The sequence below is a fragment of the Leptospira perdikensis genome (assembly GCF_004769575.1).
In the GTDB taxonomy this organism is placed as follows: domain Bacteria; phylum Spirochaetota; class Leptospiria; order Leptospirales; family Leptospiraceae; genus Leptospira_A; species Leptospira_A perdikensis.
Genome location: NZ_RQGA01000014.1, coordinates 482,903 through 500,345, shown reverse-complemented (window position 1 = coordinate 500,345; position 17,443 = coordinate 482,903). Strand labels below are relative to the sequence as shown.

Sequence of the window (17,443 nt, the reverse complement as noted above, 5' to 3'; positions counted from 1 at the left end):
GGTTTAGTAGACATAATATGGACATTCACAAAATCCAAGACTATTCGAATCGTCTTAGCCGTTCCCAGGACGAATCCATCCTGAACCGGATGAAATCCTATTCGGATGAAACAAAAACTGCCAAAAAAGAAGGTATGTCCGATTTTCAGAACCTACTCGAAACACATGAAGAAATCATGGGGAAGGTGAGTTCTTCTTCTCTCCGAGTTCCGCAAAACATTCGTGAGGAGATCAAAGAAGATCCTTATAGAAAAAAACTCTATGATGCCTCCGTGGAATTTGAATCTGTTTTTGTGAAGATGATGCTCAAAGAAATGAAAAACACCATTCACAAAGAGAAAATGATCGATGGTGGTTATGCAGAAGAAATTTTTGAAGATATGCTTTATGATGAGTATGCTAAAAATATCTCCCAGAACGAATCGATGGGACTTGCAGAAGAGATTTACAAACAGATGTCAGCTTCTCTTCCGCCAGTAAAAAAGAATCCTTATTTTTAGATTAGTGTTGTTTCTCCACTAAATCTAAAATAAAATCACGCGTTTTGTGTCTTCTAAATCAAATCTTTAAAAGAAATCTTTTTTAGTTCTTCTTTTAATTTTCCTTCCAGTTGTCCCAAGCTTTCATTGAGTTTAGGGGATACACTGGTGAGTTCTTTGGGAGCTCCCAATTTAAAACTAGATGTATTTTCGTAGAGAGATACGAGATCAATTTGTTCTTTGAGTTTTACGGGAGCAATTCGTTTGTCTTCTGTAATCTCAATGAACTTTGTATTGTTTAATTTTTCTAAAATCTCCGTTAAATCTTTTTCTGGCATCAGAAGTGTCTTCCTTAGAACCGAAAGTTTAATCAGTTCCCCATTTTTTGATTGGTGGTCGTAAGTCAGAGCCAGAACTTGAATGGTTTTATAAAACTCATAGGAAAGATTACTGTCTATATCATCAAACGGATGTTTGGGAAGTAGATATCGATCAGGGAACTGCAAAGTTGCGGTCACTTCAGCACCATAAAGAATGATGAGAGAAATCGAGTAAATAGCAAGTAGAGCAATCGGGATAGCGGCAAGTGCCTTATACACTAACATTGTTTTTTCGGTAAAGGATGTTAGGTAAATATTAATAAATCCCCAAAAGAAAATGATGAGAATGATCCCGGTAATGGCAGCTCCGATAGAGGAGGCTTTGAGCGGAACTTTGGTATTCGGAATGATATTAAAAATTAACAAAAAGAACAACCAAAGTGCAAGCAGGGGAAGTAGAATTTGAAAGATGGAATAAAGAGAGAAAAATCGTTTTCCTCCTTGGTATTTTTTCCAAATGGTTTGGCCTTTGGAATCATCTTCCACACGAATGATTTTATTGAATTCTCCAACCCCAACAATACCAAGCATACTTTCGTTTAATGATTCTGCTTCGACTTGTGTTTCAATTTCGATACTGTCTTCTGTAGGTAAAATAGTTCCATCTGTTAAAACTTCTGGTTCGTTCGTTTTTTTTGAGATAAGGATCATGTCGAGAATCATTCCCGCTTTTCCTTTGTAAGCTGTAGACCAGTTTTCTCCTTCATCTTCTGACAAAAGAATATCACCTAACGAAGTTAAAATAAAGATATCGAAGTCCTGTTTTTTCGGAGAAGCAAACATCCAAACTCGTTCGTATGAATATTTTCTGTGGCTTAGGTCAGACCATGTATAACCACCATCAGTGGTTTTGAAAATAGCACCATTGTCGCCCACGAGGAAACCTACGTTTCTGTTGAGAAACGCAATGTCATTCAGTGGTTTTTGCGAAATCTCTTGGGGAAAGAAGGTGGTTCCTCCATCACTTGTTTTCCAAAGCCGGCCTTCTCGGTCTAAAATAAATCCATCTTTTTCAGAAAAGAAACGAACGCGGATGGGAGTGATGGCAGGATCAGTGAACCTTTTGATTTCTTTTAATGTTTTTCCGATTTCATATCGGAGGGTGCGAGTGTCTTGTGTGAGGATGAATAAAGTATCATAATCAATCGCGCCAAAGTCAGAGACTGCAATTCCTTTGAGAGAATGGAGTTTCCAAGTTTTCCCAAGATCATTCGAATACAAAAAAGATCCTTCTTCGGAAATGGTAAAAAGATCGTTTCCCACACTGCGAATTCGGAAAAAATTTTCTTTTGAGATATCAGGTTTTTTGCATGTACCTGTTTCTACTGTTTCAAAATCAATACAGAGCATGTTTTCGAAATCGATACTCGAACTTGGAATGAAGGATACGGATTTATTTAATTCTTTAATGGTTCCAATATTTCCTTTTTCCCCAGCAACCCACAATTCCCCATGTTTTGTCGAAACGATTGATTTTAAATGCGGTGGCCGAACAGAATCAGAAATTTTGTCGGTAATGTTTTTACCGACGACAAAGAGAAGGGGACCAAAAGAGATCAGAAAGAAATAAAATACAAATTTGTTAATAAAGTTTCTATGAAGGTCAATTTTCCAAATGATATGGAAGGCTTTTTCTAAAGAACGTAAAACAGCGGTTGCTGAAAAAATAAATACAACAAAACCAACCGCTCCAATTTGGGAAGCTGTGGAAATAATATCGGTGAGAGTATCCAAATACGGAGAGATATCAAATTGAATATTATTACGAAGAAGATAGGAATTGATTTCATCTACCATTTCCCCTTGTCGCGTTTGGATTCCAGAAGCCACTGTAATTAGGGCGAGGGCTACTGTCAGAGTAGGGATGAGGGTGACAATCGTTGTATACGCAAGACTGGAACCAATGATAAGGCAATCGTCTTTCATAAACCTATGTACAGATACTAGTAAAACTCGAATGCTTAAGATGAGTTTTCTTTTCCAACCCTTCTTTTCTGGAATGGCAGTGAGTCGGACAAGTAAGGGAGTTTTGATTGTATCATTCATTCGGGTTACCTATTTTTTAAAAGCGTACAAAACGTAACTTGAAGTGAGGGGGAATCCATTTTTTTTCCATTTTGACTGAAAATGGTAATACGAAATGCGTAACCACTGGAGGTAGTCTTTCCAATTTTTGAAAGATCCTCTTGATTTTTGTAGTTTCGCAAGTAATGGAAAATCCACTCCGAAGTAAGATACAAAACGACTAAAATCAAGGTTCGTCAATATATTTTTTAGGATTCTGTCTGTGTAATAAAACACATGGCCAGGCATATAATAATGATAATTTGGACCTTCTTTTTTGGCTTGCCAGCCATCGAAATTGGCTGTCTGAAGTAGGAGGAGGCCGCCTGGTTTTAATATCCGTGTCAGTTCTTTGAAAAAGAGATTTGGATTTTCTATATGTTCAATCACTTCCACCATAGTTATCACACTGAAGTGGTTATTTGGAAATTTTGCTTCAGCTAAACTTCCGTTAAAGGTAGGGATTCCGTTTTCATTTGCATAATGAGAAGCGTACTCCGAAATTTCTACCCCTTGAACCGAAAATCCACCGTCCCTTGCCGATTCCAAAAAACCTCCAAAAGAAGATCCTATATCTAAAAAGTTCCCAGTCTTTACAAATTTTTTTATATTACGAACTCTTGCTTTCCAAACATACTGAAAGAATTTTTTATTTTCTCTTTCATCTATGTAAGTATACTCTGCTTTACCTTGATAATAGTCCTGTCCATATAATTCTTTTTGATTGGGTCTGGGGAAGAGTGCCTGGAGTTTACAATGAGTACATTCAACAATCGATAACCCTGAATATTTTCCTGTTGTTGTGTATAAGGGGCGCCAATCGTTTGTTTGGTCGAGAGGGCAGTTTTCACTCAAGGAAGGGTTAGGATTCATTATTTTTCAGCAAGGAAAAACCAGTGGCAAATTCGTTCTTCTAACTTTCCAAGTGGTGTACGTTCTGAATACCCAATGGATAGATTGGAAAAAACCGAAAGGAATTCCTTTAAATCACCGAGAGAGTAGGTCTCCGCATAACCACCGCTTAAGTCAGATAAATTCATTTTTCCTTTCGAAAGACCTAAGTGGGTATCTCCATCAGCTCGGATCGAACCCAAAAGATAACCACCTGTATCCAAAGAATCATACAAGGATAACAGGAGTTTTTTCGCATCTTCTCGTCTATTGTAATGAAACACCCCCCAACTTAAGATGAGGCCAAATTCTTTGGGAGAAAACGGTAGGTTGGTATCTGGAGTGTGCAGAAAACGAATGGGTGAGGATTCTCCATTTAACAGATCAATGGTGGTTTTTGCGGTGTCACATCCGGTAACTTTGTAACCTTCATTTTGTAATAGGTAACAATGCCTGCCGGATCCACAACCAAAGTCTAGAGCATTCCGATTTTTGGGTTGGATTCGTGATAAAAGGCGGACTAAATTTTCATCCGGAAAGGCCAATTTTGATTTTGGTCTTTCATAGTGTTCATCCCAGACATTTTTCATGAATTAAGTCGTTGGAAAATAGAATCTAACCAATCTTTGGTGGAGATGGACAGTTTGGATGTAATTCCAAAAACTTGAGTTCTTTTGTGATTTCCTTCTAATTTATCCAGTGATGTCCCGGTGGGAACCAATTGTTTTTGAAAAAATAAGGTTTCACCGAAATTTGTTGTAAAGGTAATGGGTTCTCCCATTTTCTTTTGGCGATCTGTGGGGAGAGTGAAAACTAACGCTGATTTAGTGATTCCATCTTTCGATTTTTTTAAAAACCCGGGTCTTGTTTTTTCACCAATAGTAACGGAGAGTAGATCATTAAAATATTTGTAACCATAATGTTCCGGAATGAGAACATCTGCCAAAAATTCTCCTCCTACTTCAGGAGCTGATTCAATGAGAAGGCATTCGTTATTTTTTGTAATTTTAAATTCAGCCACAAAGGGACCGGTTTTTAATTTGGTCGCCGTCACAATGCTTTGACAGATCATTTTTAATTCCCCAGCCATAGGGATATGTTTTGAAGGAGCGACATGTGCCACTTCAATAAAGTTTGGTTTCCCTGTGGTGATTTTGTCGGTTAGGGAAATCAAATAAAAACGTCTGGCAATGACAAAACCAAGAACAGTCACTTCGTCCCCTGGAATGAAAGGTTCCAAAAGAAAACTTTCGCTCGTTTTCAAACGGCTGAATTTTTTGAACTCTGCCTCAGTTTCGAGAACCGTAATTCCTTTTTTACCAGAACCCTCTTTCGGTTTGGCGATGAGGGGAAATGTAAGTTCTAGTTTTTTCTCTTTGGTTCTAGATTGTAAGTTGGACTGTAAAGAACTGGGAACAGGGATTCCATACTTTTGTACGGAGTTTTTAAACTTTTCTTTGTCGAGAAAGAGATTGATTGTATCGCGAGGGTTCCCACGAAGTTTTAATTTTTCTGCTAAATAAGATACGGTATAAACTGCTTTGCCGTACGATCTGGATCCCACTCCCATCAGTTTGAAGGGAAGGGGGACCCGACTCATGGCATGTAGAATTTTTCTATATTCATGAGTAGATTCTAATATTTTAATATCTGACTCTACAAGACCCGGGGCTTCCGGATTTGTGTCCACGGAGATGACTTTGAGTCCCCTAGCTTTTGCAGCCCGAATGAGAGGGATTTGGTTCTCTCCGGCTCCAATGGAGAGGTAACTGCCGGTCAGTTGTTTCATCTATGACCCGCGAGAACCGCCTCTCCTTTGGACTCCTGTATTGCCACCGCCACTTGTTTGGTTTCTGCCAAAGGTTGGTTTGGAAACAGCAGGGCTTCCTTTCTTTTTGGCGGCTTCATTTTGTGATTTCGTAAGTTCTTCCTGATTGACTAGGACAATTGCCTTTCCTTCGATTTCTTTCCCATTGAGAGCAGAAATCGCCTTGGCTGCATCAGCATCTGCCATATCTGCCGTTCCATATCCCAAGGATACCTTGGTGATTTTGTCCCGTTTGATTTGGAGGTGTTCCACTTTTCCATGAGCAGAAAGAAGTTTTTCGAGGGCTTCTTCGGTAAGCGACTGGGGGAGGTTTCCGATGGATAACTTCATGTCTTTCTTTTCTATGAATTTTTACGAAAACTTCAACTCTTTTTTGACTATGTCGCATTTTCTCTTAGGGAATCTCGAAATCTGACCGAAAGAAATGATAGGTAGGAAAGGTATGTTACGAGGACTGTATACAGGCGCCAATGGGATGATTTCCCAACAAGTGAGAATGGATGTGATCGCAAACAATTTGGCCAATGTGGATAAAACCGCATTCAAAAAAGATACAACTGTTTTCAAAACCTTTCCTGAAATGTTACTACATCGTTATTCCGAAGATGGAATTGGTAAAACACCAATGGGCTCCTTTGATACGTCTCCTGTGGTCGGGAAACTAGGGTTTGGTGCCGAAGTGAATGAGGTCTACACTCGCTTCGAACAAGGTGCTGTGAAAAAAACAGATAATATATTTGATTTGATGATCCAAGACCAACCTGGTATGGAAAAACCTGCTTTCTTTTCTGTTCTTACCAATCGAGGGGAGCGCCTCACACGGAGTGGAAGTTTTGTTTTAGATAAAAATGGTTTTGTTGTGACACCGCAAGGATTTCCTCTGCTTGGCGAGAAGGGACCCATCCAAGTGAACCAAGGAAATTTCCTTGTGAAAGAAAATGGAGAGATCTATATCAATTCCAAACTCGGAACCGCTCCGAAAGATGGAACCAACTTCAGTGAAAACCGATTTGAAGATCCTGTCCTTCTGGACACGATCAAAATCCGAACTGTAGAAAATCCCCGACACCTCGACAAAGAAGGGGACTCGTTTTATTCTGATACTCCTGAATCGGGAGAACCAACCAAGTTTCCAACCCTTCTCGCTCCCCAAGTTCTGCAAGGTTATTTGGAAGCTTCCAATGTTTCTGTTGTGACAGAGATGGTGGATATGATAGAGGTGAACCGCGCTTACGAAGCCAATTCCAAAACCATGCAAACCCAAGATAGTTTACTTGGTCGACTATTTGAGATTATGCGGTAGGAATTTTTTTAAACCTTTTGAAATATTTCTTCATTCCAATCGATACCTACTTTGGTTGAAGAACAGATCATCTTTTTGAATTGAAATGATTGGTTTGGGAGAAAGATTCTAGTTTTGTCCCAATGGGACTGTCAGTTGTTTCTGGGTGAATCCCCGAAAGGATTTTCTATCATTTCAAATCATAGGTTTCTAAAAACCGCAAGATCCGAACTTTCGGGGCCGGGCTGCTACGGGGTGCGCTCACGCTCCCGTCTGACATCTGTCAGACCAAGCCCTCCACATCCCTTTCACTAGGATTTGATTTCTAACACATTAGTTAATAGAGTGTCAATCCCTCCACCTCTAACTCCTTGTCCCCCCATCCACACGATACACCGATCCTGTAATGAAACTCGATTCCTCTGATGCTAAAAATCCAATTAGGTTTGCCACCTCTGCTGGTTTGCCAAGCCTTCCCATCGGGATATTTTTTTCCATCGCCTCTTTCCCCCGTTCTCCTGCTACATCGAGGATTGCCGTTTCTGTCCAACCAGGACAAACCGCATTGATCCGAACACCAAATCGTGCAACTTCCAAGGCTCCTGTGGTTGTCAGTTCAATCACACCCGCTTTGGCTACACAATAAGGACCAAGCGAAGGAGAGGCTCCAAGCCCTGCGATCGAAGCAACATTGATAATGGATCCGCCTAAACGATCACCAAGCATCAGTTTTGTGGCATATTTCTGGCACCAGAAGACACTTGTTAAATCCATTAAAATCAAACGGTTCCAGACTTCTGTTGTCACTTTATGCATAAATGTGGGTTTGTTTGCAATCCCTGCATTGTTTACCATAATGTCCAAACGTTGGTTCCTTGATTTGAATGTTTCGACAAGTGTGATGATTTCTTCTTCAACGGTGACATCACATTTGATAAATTCAGCTGATCCGCCGAAAGATTCAATTTCCGCGACAACTTTGTTTCCTTCTGTTAGATTGATATCAGATACAATGACATGAGCGCACTTTTTAGCGAGTAGTAGGGATGTTTCTCTTCCAATTCCGAGAGCACCTCCGGTAACAATTGCATTTTTGTTTTTTAAAATTTGGTCCATGGCCAAGAGTAGCCTTTGGATTCAAAACAGGGCAAGTCAATTCCCTGGTTTTTATTGTTTGTTCAATTTCAAAATGATCCGATTGGTCTACTATTTTGATTTATAAAGAATGTGAACCAGTTGGGCTATTTTTTAAATAATTTTTTCAGTAAAACTATTAGTATATTATTATATTTCAATGAATTGTTTTTGTATTCTTTATTAGAAATACTCCTTTTTCAGTTATAGCAAAAAACATGACAATTGATCACATCCATCTGAAATAATCGGATACTTTTTAGTGATAGTACGTAAAACAGGAAGCAGAAATTGGAATCTATCTAATTTGCTGGTATCCAAAGAATCCCTAAATGAATGATAGGATCTAGTTGGTGTAGGAAACGTACAAATGGGGATCGAATTTTTAAAACATTTTTTTATCTTAGATGCAAGCCAATTGTACTTTGTAGAGGGAACTTATAACTATTGGTTAGTATCACTTTCCATTTTTATCTCCATTTTTGCTTCTTGGATTTCTTTATACATGCTCAGTCGTTTTTCAAACGTTGAGAACAAGTATTCTCGTTTAGCAATTTTATTTACCTCTAGTTTGTCGATGGGTGGTGCCGTTTGGTCCATGCACTTTATCGGCATGATGTCTTTTGAATTATGTACAAAAGTAACTTATAATAAATTAGTTACCATTCTTTCGATCCTACCTAGTTTTTTTGCATCGTTTTTCGCATTACAAACCTTATCTAAAAAGAGAATTACAAGAACGGAATTAATTTCTGTTGGAATCCTTGTCGGTGCAGGGATTGGTTTTATGCATTATATGGGTATGGCTGCCATGGAAATGCGGCCACGATTGATGTACGATCCATATTTATTTTTGGTTTCTCTTGTAGTGGCGATTTCTTTTGCCATTTTATCCATTTTCATTCAGTTTCGATTAAAAAATTCAAATTTAAAAATTCGAAGTTTTTATCTAACTTTGTTTAGCGGTATTGTGATGGGTAGTGCCATATCCGGAATGCATTATACGGGGATGGCAGCGGCTCGTTTTGTGATCGAGCCAAATCAAGTTTTAGATAACTCGTTTTCAGACCAATTGTTTATGGTCGCTTTGGTTGGTTTTGGAAGTATTTTTGTCATTGGTTCAGCTGTAGTTACCATCGCCTTCATTAGTTATAAAGATCTTTTTCAAAACCTCTTAAAAAGTGAATCAAGATTACGTGCGATTATTGAAACCGCCGCCGATGCGATTGTAATGATCAATACCAAAGGAATCATTCAAGAGTTTAATATCACTGCTGAAAAGATGTTTGGTTGGAAGGCAAAGGAAATTGTCGGAAAAAACGTAAGTATTTTAATGCCGAGTCCATTTCAAGATGAACATGATCAGTATCTTTCCAATTATCTAAAAACTGGAGAAGCAAAAATCATTGGGGCAGGAAGGGAAGCTCTCGGTATCAGAAAAGATGGAACTACCTTTCCTATTCGGTTGGCAATTGGTCATACAAAACTTCCCCAAGATGATATCTTCGTTGGACTTATTAGTGATATTTCCGAAAGGATCATGATAGAAAATGCACTTAAAGAAAATGAAGAACAATTGAAGTCTTTTATTCAAAACATTCCAGGAGTGGTTTACCGTTGTTTGGTGGACGAGGATTGGACTACTGTTTTTATGAGTGACTCGATACTCAATCTTTCAGGATACCCTTCTCGAGATTTTCTGGAACCCGATCGTAAACATACATTCACAGAAATCATTCATCCCGATGATAGGGCCCATGTTTCGAATATCATCCAAAATGCCATCGCTTTATCCGATACCTTTGTACTAAATTATCGAATCATTCAGAAAACAGGGGATATTCGTTGGGTTTTGGAATATGGCGGTCTTGTATTAGATGAAGATAAAAACGTAAAATTTTTAGATGGAGTGATTTTAGATAATACGGATCGACGGATGATAGAAGAAGCCCTTATCGATTCGAAAGAAAAGGCAGAGATGGCAGCCATTACAAAAACTACATTTTTGGCAAATATGAGTCATGAAATCAGAACTCCTATGAATGCCATTATTGGTTTTACTGAGGTTTTGTTGACGGGGGAGTTGATTGGACAACAAAAAAACCACTTGGAGACTATTAAAAACTCCGCCAAATCATTGTTACGTTTACTCAATGATGTCTTAAATTCAGCAAAACTAGATCGTGGTGCCGTAGAATTGGAAATTATCGACTTTTCATTGATCTCACTGGTTGACCAAGTTTGTTCTACGATGGGTATGGAAGCTAAAAGGAAGGGGTTACAATTTCAATATTCTATCGCTGAAAACCTAGAGGACTATTACAAAGGGGATAGCCTTCGTATTCGACAAATTTTAACGAACTTACTTGGCAATGCTATTAAGTTTACTAAGGAAGGTTTTATCCAACTGAACATCACGGCAGAAGATGAAAAAATTCAGTTCCATATCCAAGATAGTGGGATTGGAATCGCTCCTGATCGAATTGAAAAAATATTTGATCCTTTCACTCAGGCCGATGTTTCTATGAGTCGAAAATTCGGGGGGACTGGTCTTGGTACTACTATTTCTAAGCAGTTAGTCGAATTGATGAGAGGTAAAATTTGGGTAGAAAGTGAGTTAGGAGTCGGTTCCAATTTTTATGTATCCCTTCCATTGGAGAAGGGAGTTCCTATTATAGAAGTCAATGAAAGAATTCAGTTTGATTTACCAAGTTTAGAGATACTGATCGTTGATGATGTCAAACAAAACGTAGAGTTAATACAACTTCTAATGACATCTAATGGGCACAAGGTGGATATTGCGAAAAACGGAAAAGAGGCATTGGATATTTTTAAATCAAAATCTTTTGATTTGGTCCTAATGGATATCCAAATGCCAGAGATGGATGGATTGGAAGCCACACGACAAATACGTTTGTACGAAAAAGATACTTCGACTCATATACCAATTATCGCATTGTCGGCAAGTGTATTTGAAGAAGATAAACAATCTGCAAAAGATGCAGGAATGGATGGGTTCATTTCCAAACCAATTGACATTCAAGACTTGTTTTTTGAAATTAAAAAACTTTTAGGTGGTCATTCGAATCAACCGTTAGTACCTAATCGGTCTCCACGTAATGGAGATACCTTCCAAACTCAAAGAGGAATTTCCCTTTTTGGGTCTTTAGAGAAGTATGTATCAATGTTAGATGGATTCTTCAAGGATTTTAAATCCGAAATCGAAGAAAGTCCAATACATATCGGAAAGTTGGAAGAGGAACGGACATTTTTGCATAAAATGAGAGGTGTTTCTTCTAACCTCGGTATCGTTCCTATCGCTGAAATTGCTCTGCGTTTAGAATCTAAATTACAAAAATCCAAATTAGATAAATCCGATTTTGAAAGTTTACAAGATACTTTTAGTCTTTCTTACCTTCAGTTTTTGGAGGAGTTTGGAAATGGAACTTTAAAAACTAAAAAAAAGCAAATACAAACAAAGAAATTTTTAGAGACTGAAAAAGACATTGTCTTTGGTTTAATTTCCGGTTTATCTGAATCTTTTTCTAAAGGTGCTGTCGATCAAAAGGAATGGAAAGAGTTGTATGGTTTTTTGTATGAAACGGAATATACGGAAATCGTTTCGGAAATTGAGTCTTCCATTCTTCAATTTGATTTTGAAAAAACAATTAAACAGTTAAATCAACTTAAACTTCAAATTGCAGGAGAACCTGGTGCAAATTAACTCAAAACCTACCATTTTAATTGTTGATGATGAACCAACTAACTTACAAATATTAAATGAAATTTTGCAAAATGAATATACACTTTTGTTTGCAAAAGACGGACAGAAAGGTATTGAACTTGCTCAATCGCAAGAACCGGAACTCATTTTGTTAGATGTTATGATGCCCGAAATGACGGGTCATGAAGTTTGTAAAATCCTAAAGTCGAATGAAAAAACAAAATATATTCCCGTAATTTTTGTAACTGCTCTAACGGATGTTGTTGATGAAGAAAAAGGATTCCGACTCGGGGCTGTTGATTATATTACCAAACCAGTAAGTCCTCCAATTGTAAAAGCCCGTATAAAAAATCATTTGTCTTTGGTAAATGTAAATGAAGTGAAGGCCACTCGATTACAGATTGTCCAACGTTTGGGAATGGCTTCTGAATACAAAGATAACGAAACAGGAATGCATGTAATTCGAATGAGTCATTATTCGCAAAGCCTTGCTTTGGCGATTGGTTATTCAACCGAGGCCGCTGAAGAAATTTTAAATGCTGCCCCCATGCATGATGTTGGCAAAATTGGGATCCCTGATCATATCATTCAAAAACCGGGAAAACTCACACCAGAAGAATGGGAGATTATGAAACGTCATCCCCAGATCGGTGCCGAAATCATTGGAGACCACAACTCTAGTTTACTGAAATTAGCCAAGTCCATTGCCATCACTCACCATGAAAAATATGATGGAACAGGATACCCCTTTCAGTTGAAAGGGGAGGCAATTCCTCTCGAAGGAAGAATCATCGCCATCGCCGATGTTTTTGATGCTTTGACGACTGTAAGGCCATACAAAAAAGCATGGGAAGTGGATGTTGCCATCGAGTTTTTGAAAAAGGAATCGGGAACACATTTTGATCCGACATTAGTAGAAAAATTCATTTCTGTTTTACCAAAAATTCTTGAGATTAAAAACCAATGGCCGGAAGAATCTGAATCAAGCTCTGGTTTTAAAAATTAGTTTGGCTCCATTCCACTAAATGTATGGACTATTACGATCATATCAAACTTGCCGTAGACTTTATTGAAAAACATCTAAGAGATGATATCAATGTAGAAGATGTATCTAAAAATGCATTCCAATCCAGATGGCATTTTCAACGGATATTTCGATACGTAACAGGATATTCTGTTTATACTTATTTAAAGAAACGTAGACTCACGGAAGCTGGAAATGATCTCATCCTTGGTAAAGATAAAATTATTGATATTGCTCTAAATTACCATTATACTACTCCAGAATCTTTTCTGCGTGCGTTTCGTACGGAATACGGTATAAATCCTTCTGAATATAGAAAAGTACTAGAACACAGAAATTTTCCCAAATTAGAAATTGATATTTTACGTGATGGAATTCGCATAGATGGTTCTAGGATCAAAACAGAAATTGTAACAAAAAACGAATTCATTCTTATGGGGAAACCATATCGAACCACAATGCAAAAATGCCAAAACGAAATTGACATTCCGAAATTTTGGGGAGAGTTTATGGCCGGCGGTTCTATTGGGTCCATACCCAATCGTTTAGGAGATTCTCTTATGGGGATCTATACAAACTGGGATTATGCGGAAAATTTCGATGTCATCATTGGCGCACAGGTGAGTTCTGATACAAAGATTCCGGATGGGTTTGTCACTCATCGAATGAAACCCGCAAAATATATGGTTTTTACGGTTCCAGGAAATCAAAATCAGGATATCTTAAATGGTTGGAAATACATTTACGGGACGTGGATGCCGAACACAGGTTATGAAAGAGAATTTAGCGATGATTTTGATTTGTTTGATGATCGTTTTCAATCAACCTCTAATCCTGAATCCGAAATCTATATCCCGATTCAATAGCTGAAACGAATAAAAGCACAAATTGTCAAGAAACCAATTTCCATTTGGGGTAGGATCACCTTATGGAAAACAGAAAAGATCAGAAAATTCATTTAAAACCATTTACACTTGTGGGAATCAAAGCCCGAACCTCCAATCGGGAGGAAGTGTCAGGTAATGGAAAAATTGCAGCCCTTTGGGAAAGGTTCTGGGGAGAAGGAATTCTTTCTCAGATTCCGAATCAAACCAATCCCACTGAATTGATTGTAACCTATACGGAATTTGAGTCGGATGAAAATGGTGAATACACCATACTCATTGGTGCGGCAGTTGAGTCCGTGGGGGAATTGAAGGAGCACCTTACTTCGATTAAAATACCAGCTTCAGATTATATCCAAGTTCCCACAACCTGGGGGCCAATTGCCGAAATAGGACTGACAACTTGGAAATCCATTTGGTCAGATGAAAAATTAAGGAAGAACCGCTCTTATATTGCAGATTTAGAAATCTACGGAGTGAATGCAAAGGATCCAAACCACTCTCAGTTTGATATTTATTTAGGTATCAAATGAGAGATTTTGTTTGGATCGGAGGAAATTAATAAGCTTTAAATCCAGTCGGTCTTTGCCCTAACGCATAGGCTGCACTGGCTTTTTTTTCGTCTTTTAGAAGCCTATTTTTGGCAATGAAACGAACCCACCAAGGAATCCTTCTAATTGGACTTCCTGTGGAATGAGCTAAAAGATAAGCCTTGGAACATTTTTCAATCAACTCACAGTTGTAAATGGCTTTTTCACGAGTGACACTTGTGACAACCACTCCTTCCTCATGGAGGAAAGCATTAGCCCCTGAAATAACAATGGGGTCAGATTCTACGGAACCATCAATTTTTTTGGGAATGGTATTTACTGGTGCTCCGAGTTGGCGACATTGTTCGTCAAAAACGAGAGGAAGTGGATGATCGAGTGTTCTGAGTAAAGAACTCCAAACAGGTTGAAAACAAACAATCGCACCAATGTCCTGCCTTAAAGAATAGAGACTTGCATGAAAGCGAATCACTGCTAGTCTTTCATCTGTTTTTGAACTGATTTTGATGGAACTTGTAGGATTTTCGATTTTGAATTCTTCTGTTTCTAATTTTGAATGTTTTCCCTCTGCTCGGGAAAGCAAAAGGAAACTTCCCTTTCCAGGAAGCCGAAAGGAAAGGTTCGCTTGGTGTTTCTGTAATAAACCTTTGGACTCTAAACGATCCCATAAATGATTGAGTTCCACTATGTCTGTTCGTGTTTCGATTTTTGGATTTCGTTTTTTTAAGGTTGTTGTTTTCATTATGATTCTTACTTTCCTGTCGGTGTTGGTTGTGTCATAAACAGTGGACTTTTATTGATTGGGAATTCCAATCACAGCGCAGAGAGAAGTTGGTCTTTCACTGCATTGGGCATATAAGACAGGTTTGGATTCTTTTCGATTCTGTTCCTTAAAAAACGAGCCGCTTCCTTCTCCACTAACTTTACATTGGCGATTGTTTGATCGAGCGTAAAAGCTCCGCAGATAAGTCCATGATTTCTTAATAGGTAACCATTTGTCTCTTTGATGATTCTACTTCGGAAAGCTCTGACAAGAAAGGGAGTTCCGGAAGGTGCATAGGAAACAATTCGCACAAAGGGCCCTATGTTTTTTTTCCCTTCCTCAGAAGCAATGTCCATATCCAAACCGAGTAGGGAAACTGCACTTGCCAGTGGCTGGTGGGTGTGTAAACTCACTTCAATCTCAGGTCTCAAACTAAAAAATGAAGCATGTAGTCCACTTTCAGTGGTTGGTTGTTTGGTTCCTTCTACCATTTTTAGTCCATTGATTTCTAAAATACAAAGGTCCTCAGGTTTCATGGTATAATAATCAGTAGCAGAGGGAGTTACTGCCATTAACTTAGAATCGATTCGTACTGCTAAGTTTCCGCCGACTCCAGCTAAAAATCCTAGATCGGCTAACTTGATGCAGGCGGTAAGCATATCCTTTCTGATTCTTTCTATTTTTGAATCTTTCATCGATTCTCTCCTTCCCCAACAAATTGATTAAAAGCCAAAACCCGACATATGTCGACTATAAATTAAGCATGTGCCGGCAATTGTTGATTATTTTTTTGAAATTTGTCCTATTTTCGCTTGAAATAGGCATATTTATCGGCTTTTGTCGAGTTTGGATGCCGGAAATCAAACAAGTTTCATCACAAACTAAGGACCATCATCGTCGTGCGATCCTCATCCAGTCGTTACGAGATCTCCTTCGTGAGGAAGAAGATCCGTCCTCTGTTACCTTTGCCAAAGTTTGTTCACGAGCCAAAATTCCCAGAGCCTCTGCTTATCATTTTTTTCCCCATATGGGGGCTATGTATCTTGGACTTCGGTTAGTGCATTCCGATTTGGTTTCTTTACGATTAGAAAAAGTAGAAACTGTTTCCTTTGCCACTTGGCAGGACTATGTATTCTTTCTTGCTCGGGAAGCAGCGTCCGTTGTCAGAGAAGACCTGGCTCTTATGCGAGTTGTGTATGGGATTCGCAATGAAGAGACTAGGCATGTGGGAAAGGAATTAGATTCCACTATTGCAAGAATTGCCCTCTCTCAGGTAGAGGCTCGGTTCATTTTACCAGATATTCCAGGTATCGCTCGTAAGGTGGGAATTGCAGTTTCTCTCATTGATTCTGTTTTCCGGTTTTCTTTTCGGGAAGAGGGCGAAATCACAGAAGAAATGGTAACGGAGGCAGGTAGGGCTGCTGTCGCTTATTTACGTTCTTACCTTCCCGAATTCCTAAAACACAGACAATAGAACTTTCGTAAACAAACGATAGCGATTCGAATCCAATTGATCGTTGGGTTGGACATCAACTCAAGATCCTCCTTTTCCCATTCGAATTCACAAAGAATATGGAAATTTTTAGGGAAGGGACCAGAAACCGATCCATTAGGGAGACCAAAAGAGAAAGTCGAGATGGTACTAAGGATTTGGGAGAGTTGGACCAGCCCGAGATAGGAAAGATACTTTCAAACCCTGATTTTTCTATGAATCCTACGGGGTTGAATGAATTCGTATCTTAAGGGTTAGGTGAATTGTTCTTTCGGTTTTATGGGTTATGATTCGATCTTTGGTAAACAAATATCGTTAAAATAGAATGATTTTCCAAGAAATTAGTCATGTTCTATCATACAAAACAAAAATGAATTTACTTTTAATAATCCTAGCCTTGTTATCGTACCCAGAAGGAAGATTTGATACTATCTTCATAAGGTTACATGTATGGAAGAAAACGAAACAATAGAAATTCCACAGATTCAAGAAGAACCTGCTCCGGAAGTAGCAGTAGTGGTTAAAAAAGCAGCTCCTAAGAAGAAAAAGGCCGCAAAAAAGAAAGCAGCGAAGAAAAAAGCTAAAAAAGCAGCTCCTAAAAAGAAGAAGGCTGCAAAGAAAAAAGTAGCTAAGAAAAAGAAAGCAGCGAAGAAAAAAGTTAAAAAAGCTGTTTCTAAAAAGAGACCTGCGAAAAAGAAAACTGCTAAGAAAAAAGCAGCAAAGAAGAAAGTCGCAAGAAAGAAAAAAAGACGTTAAAGACGTTTGGGGTAATGGATTAGTTCGGCTCGGAATTGGATTCCGAAAACTGGATTGAATCTATTATCCCAAGATTCCCTCTCTTTGTACTAAAGAATCCAATCAATCAAAGACCTTGTTACATTTCTGATCCAACATCTAACACAGGTGCTAAAATGGAAAGACCTAGCATTTTTTTCCATTTGATTCTTCAA

At 38.5% G+C, this 17,443-nt stretch carries 16 protein-coding genes; 8 read left to right on the top strand and 8 right to left on the bottom strand.

Annotated features, from left to right (window positions below):
• Positions 1-17 precede the first annotated feature (17 nt).
• Entirely contained in the window at positions 18-500 is a 483-nt protein-coding gene (locus EHQ49_RS15150; protein ID WP_135580478.1) for a rod-binding protein, read from the top strand.
• Between the two features lie 53 nt (positions 501-553).
• On the opposite strand, the gene EHQ49_RS15145 is transcribed toward EHQ49_RS15150, so the two are convergent.
• From EHQ49_RS15145 to EHQ49_RS15125, 5 genes are read right to left on the bottom strand one after another with little or no spacing between them, the layout of a single operon-like run.
• Positions 554-2,905, bottom strand: coding sequence for a YhjD/YihY/BrkB family envelope integrity protein (locus tag EHQ49_RS15145; protein WP_135580477.1), 2,352 nt, complete (start codon positions 2,903-2,905; stop codon positions 554-556).
• Between the two features lie 9 nt (positions 2,906-2,914).
• Positions 2,915-3,796: a class I SAM-dependent methyltransferase gene (locus EHQ49_RS15140; RefSeq protein ID WP_135580476.1), complete on the bottom strand. Its 882-nt coding sequence runs from the start codon at positions 3,794-3,796 to the stop codon at positions 2,915-2,917.
• Positions 3,796-4,404, bottom strand: coding sequence for a class I SAM-dependent methyltransferase (locus EHQ49_RS15135; RefSeq protein ID WP_135580475.1), 609 nt, complete (start codon positions 4,402-4,404; stop codon positions 3,796-3,798). Before EHQ49_RS15135 ends, EHQ49_RS15140 begins: the two co-directional genes overlap by 1 nt.
• Positions 4,401-5,603: an ATP-grasp domain-containing protein gene (locus tag EHQ49_RS15130; protein WP_135580474.1), complete on the bottom strand. Its 1,203-nt coding sequence runs from the start codon at positions 5,601-5,603 to the stop codon at positions 4,401-4,403. The genes EHQ49_RS15135 and EHQ49_RS15130 overlap by 4 nt, the downstream gene beginning before the upstream one ends.
• A complete protein-coding gene (locus tag EHQ49_RS15125) occupies positions 5,604-5,972 on the bottom strand; it encodes an RNA-binding protein (RefSeq protein WP_004788891.1) in 369 nt (122 codons plus the stop codon). It abuts the gene before it with no gap.
• Between the two features lie 112 nt (positions 5,973-6,084).
• Here EHQ49_RS15125 and EHQ49_RS15120 point away from each other — a divergent pair, with 112 nt between their 5' ends.
• Positions 6,085-6,945 (top strand): flagellar hook-basal body protein, encoded by an 861-nt coding sequence (locus EHQ49_RS15120; RefSeq protein WP_135580473.1) that lies wholly within the window; start codon positions 6,085-6,087, stop codon positions 6,943-6,945.
• A 342-nt stretch (positions 6,946-7,287) separates the two neighbouring features.
• Here the strand turns inward: EHQ49_RS15120 and EHQ49_RS15115 are convergent, their stop codons facing one another.
• A complete protein-coding gene (locus tag EHQ49_RS15115) occupies positions 7,288-8,040 on the bottom strand; it encodes an SDR family NAD(P)-dependent oxidoreductase (RefSeq protein WP_135580472.1) in 753 nt (250 codons plus the stop codon).
• Positions 8,041-8,428: 388 nt separating this feature from the next.
• On the opposite strand from EHQ49_RS15115, the gene EHQ49_RS15110 reads away from it, so the two are divergent.
• The 4 genes from EHQ49_RS15110 to EHQ49_RS15095 all read left to right on the top strand — a co-directional run bounded on the left by EHQ49_RS15110 (position 8,429) and on the right by EHQ49_RS15095 (position 14,223).
• Positions 8,429-11,782, top strand: a complete 3,354-nt coding sequence (locus EHQ49_RS15110; protein WP_135580471.1) for a PAS domain S-box protein — start codon at positions 8,429-8,431, stop codon at positions 11,780-11,782.
• Positions 11,772-12,788, top strand: coding sequence for an HD domain-containing phosphohydrolase (locus tag EHQ49_RS15105; protein ID WP_135580470.1), 1,017 nt, complete (start codon positions 11,772-11,774; stop codon positions 12,786-12,788). The genes EHQ49_RS15110 and EHQ49_RS15105 overlap by 11 nt, the downstream gene beginning before the upstream one ends.
• A gap of 23 nt (positions 12,789-12,811) precedes the next feature.
• The gene (locus tag EHQ49_RS15100) at positions 12,812-13,672 is read left to right on the top strand and encodes an AraC family transcriptional regulator (RefSeq protein ID WP_135580469.1); all 861 of its coding nucleotides are present in this window, start codon (positions 12,812-12,814) and stop codon (positions 13,670-13,672) included.
• Positions 13,673-13,734: 62 nt separating this feature from the next.
• Positions 13,735-14,223, top strand: coding sequence for a GyrI-like domain-containing protein (locus EHQ49_RS15095; protein ID WP_135580468.1), 489 nt, complete (start codon positions 13,735-13,737; stop codon positions 14,221-14,223).
• 25 nt (positions 14,224-14,248) lie between these two features.
• Here EHQ49_RS15095 and EHQ49_RS15090 read toward each other — a convergent pair whose 3' ends face one another.
• Positions 14,249-14,980, bottom strand: coding sequence for a class II aldolase/adducin family protein (locus tag EHQ49_RS15090; RefSeq protein WP_135580467.1), 732 nt, complete (start codon positions 14,978-14,980; stop codon positions 14,249-14,251).
• 71 nt (positions 14,981-15,051) lie between these two features.
• Positions 15,052-15,696, bottom strand: a complete 645-nt coding sequence (locus EHQ49_RS15085) for a class II aldolase/adducin family protein (RefSeq protein ID WP_135580466.1) — start codon at positions 15,694-15,696, stop codon at positions 15,052-15,054.
• 155 nt (positions 15,697-15,851) lie between these two features.
• Here EHQ49_RS15085 and EHQ49_RS15080 point away from each other — a divergent pair, with 155 nt between their 5' ends.
• Both EHQ49_RS15080 and EHQ49_RS15075 read left to right on the top strand, forming a co-directional pair.
• Positions 15,852-16,475, top strand: coding sequence for a TetR/AcrR family transcriptional regulator (locus tag EHQ49_RS15080; RefSeq protein ID WP_135580465.1), 624 nt, complete (start codon positions 15,852-15,854; stop codon positions 16,473-16,475).
• Positions 16,476-16,943: 468 nt separating this feature from the next.
• Positions 16,944-17,249 carry a hypothetical protein gene (locus EHQ49_RS15075; protein ID WP_015682593.1) on the top strand — a complete coding sequence of 102 codons (306 nt, stop codon included), beginning with the start codon at positions 16,944-16,946 and terminating at the stop codon, positions 17,247-17,249.
• Positions 17,250-17,443 lie beyond the last annotated feature (194 nt).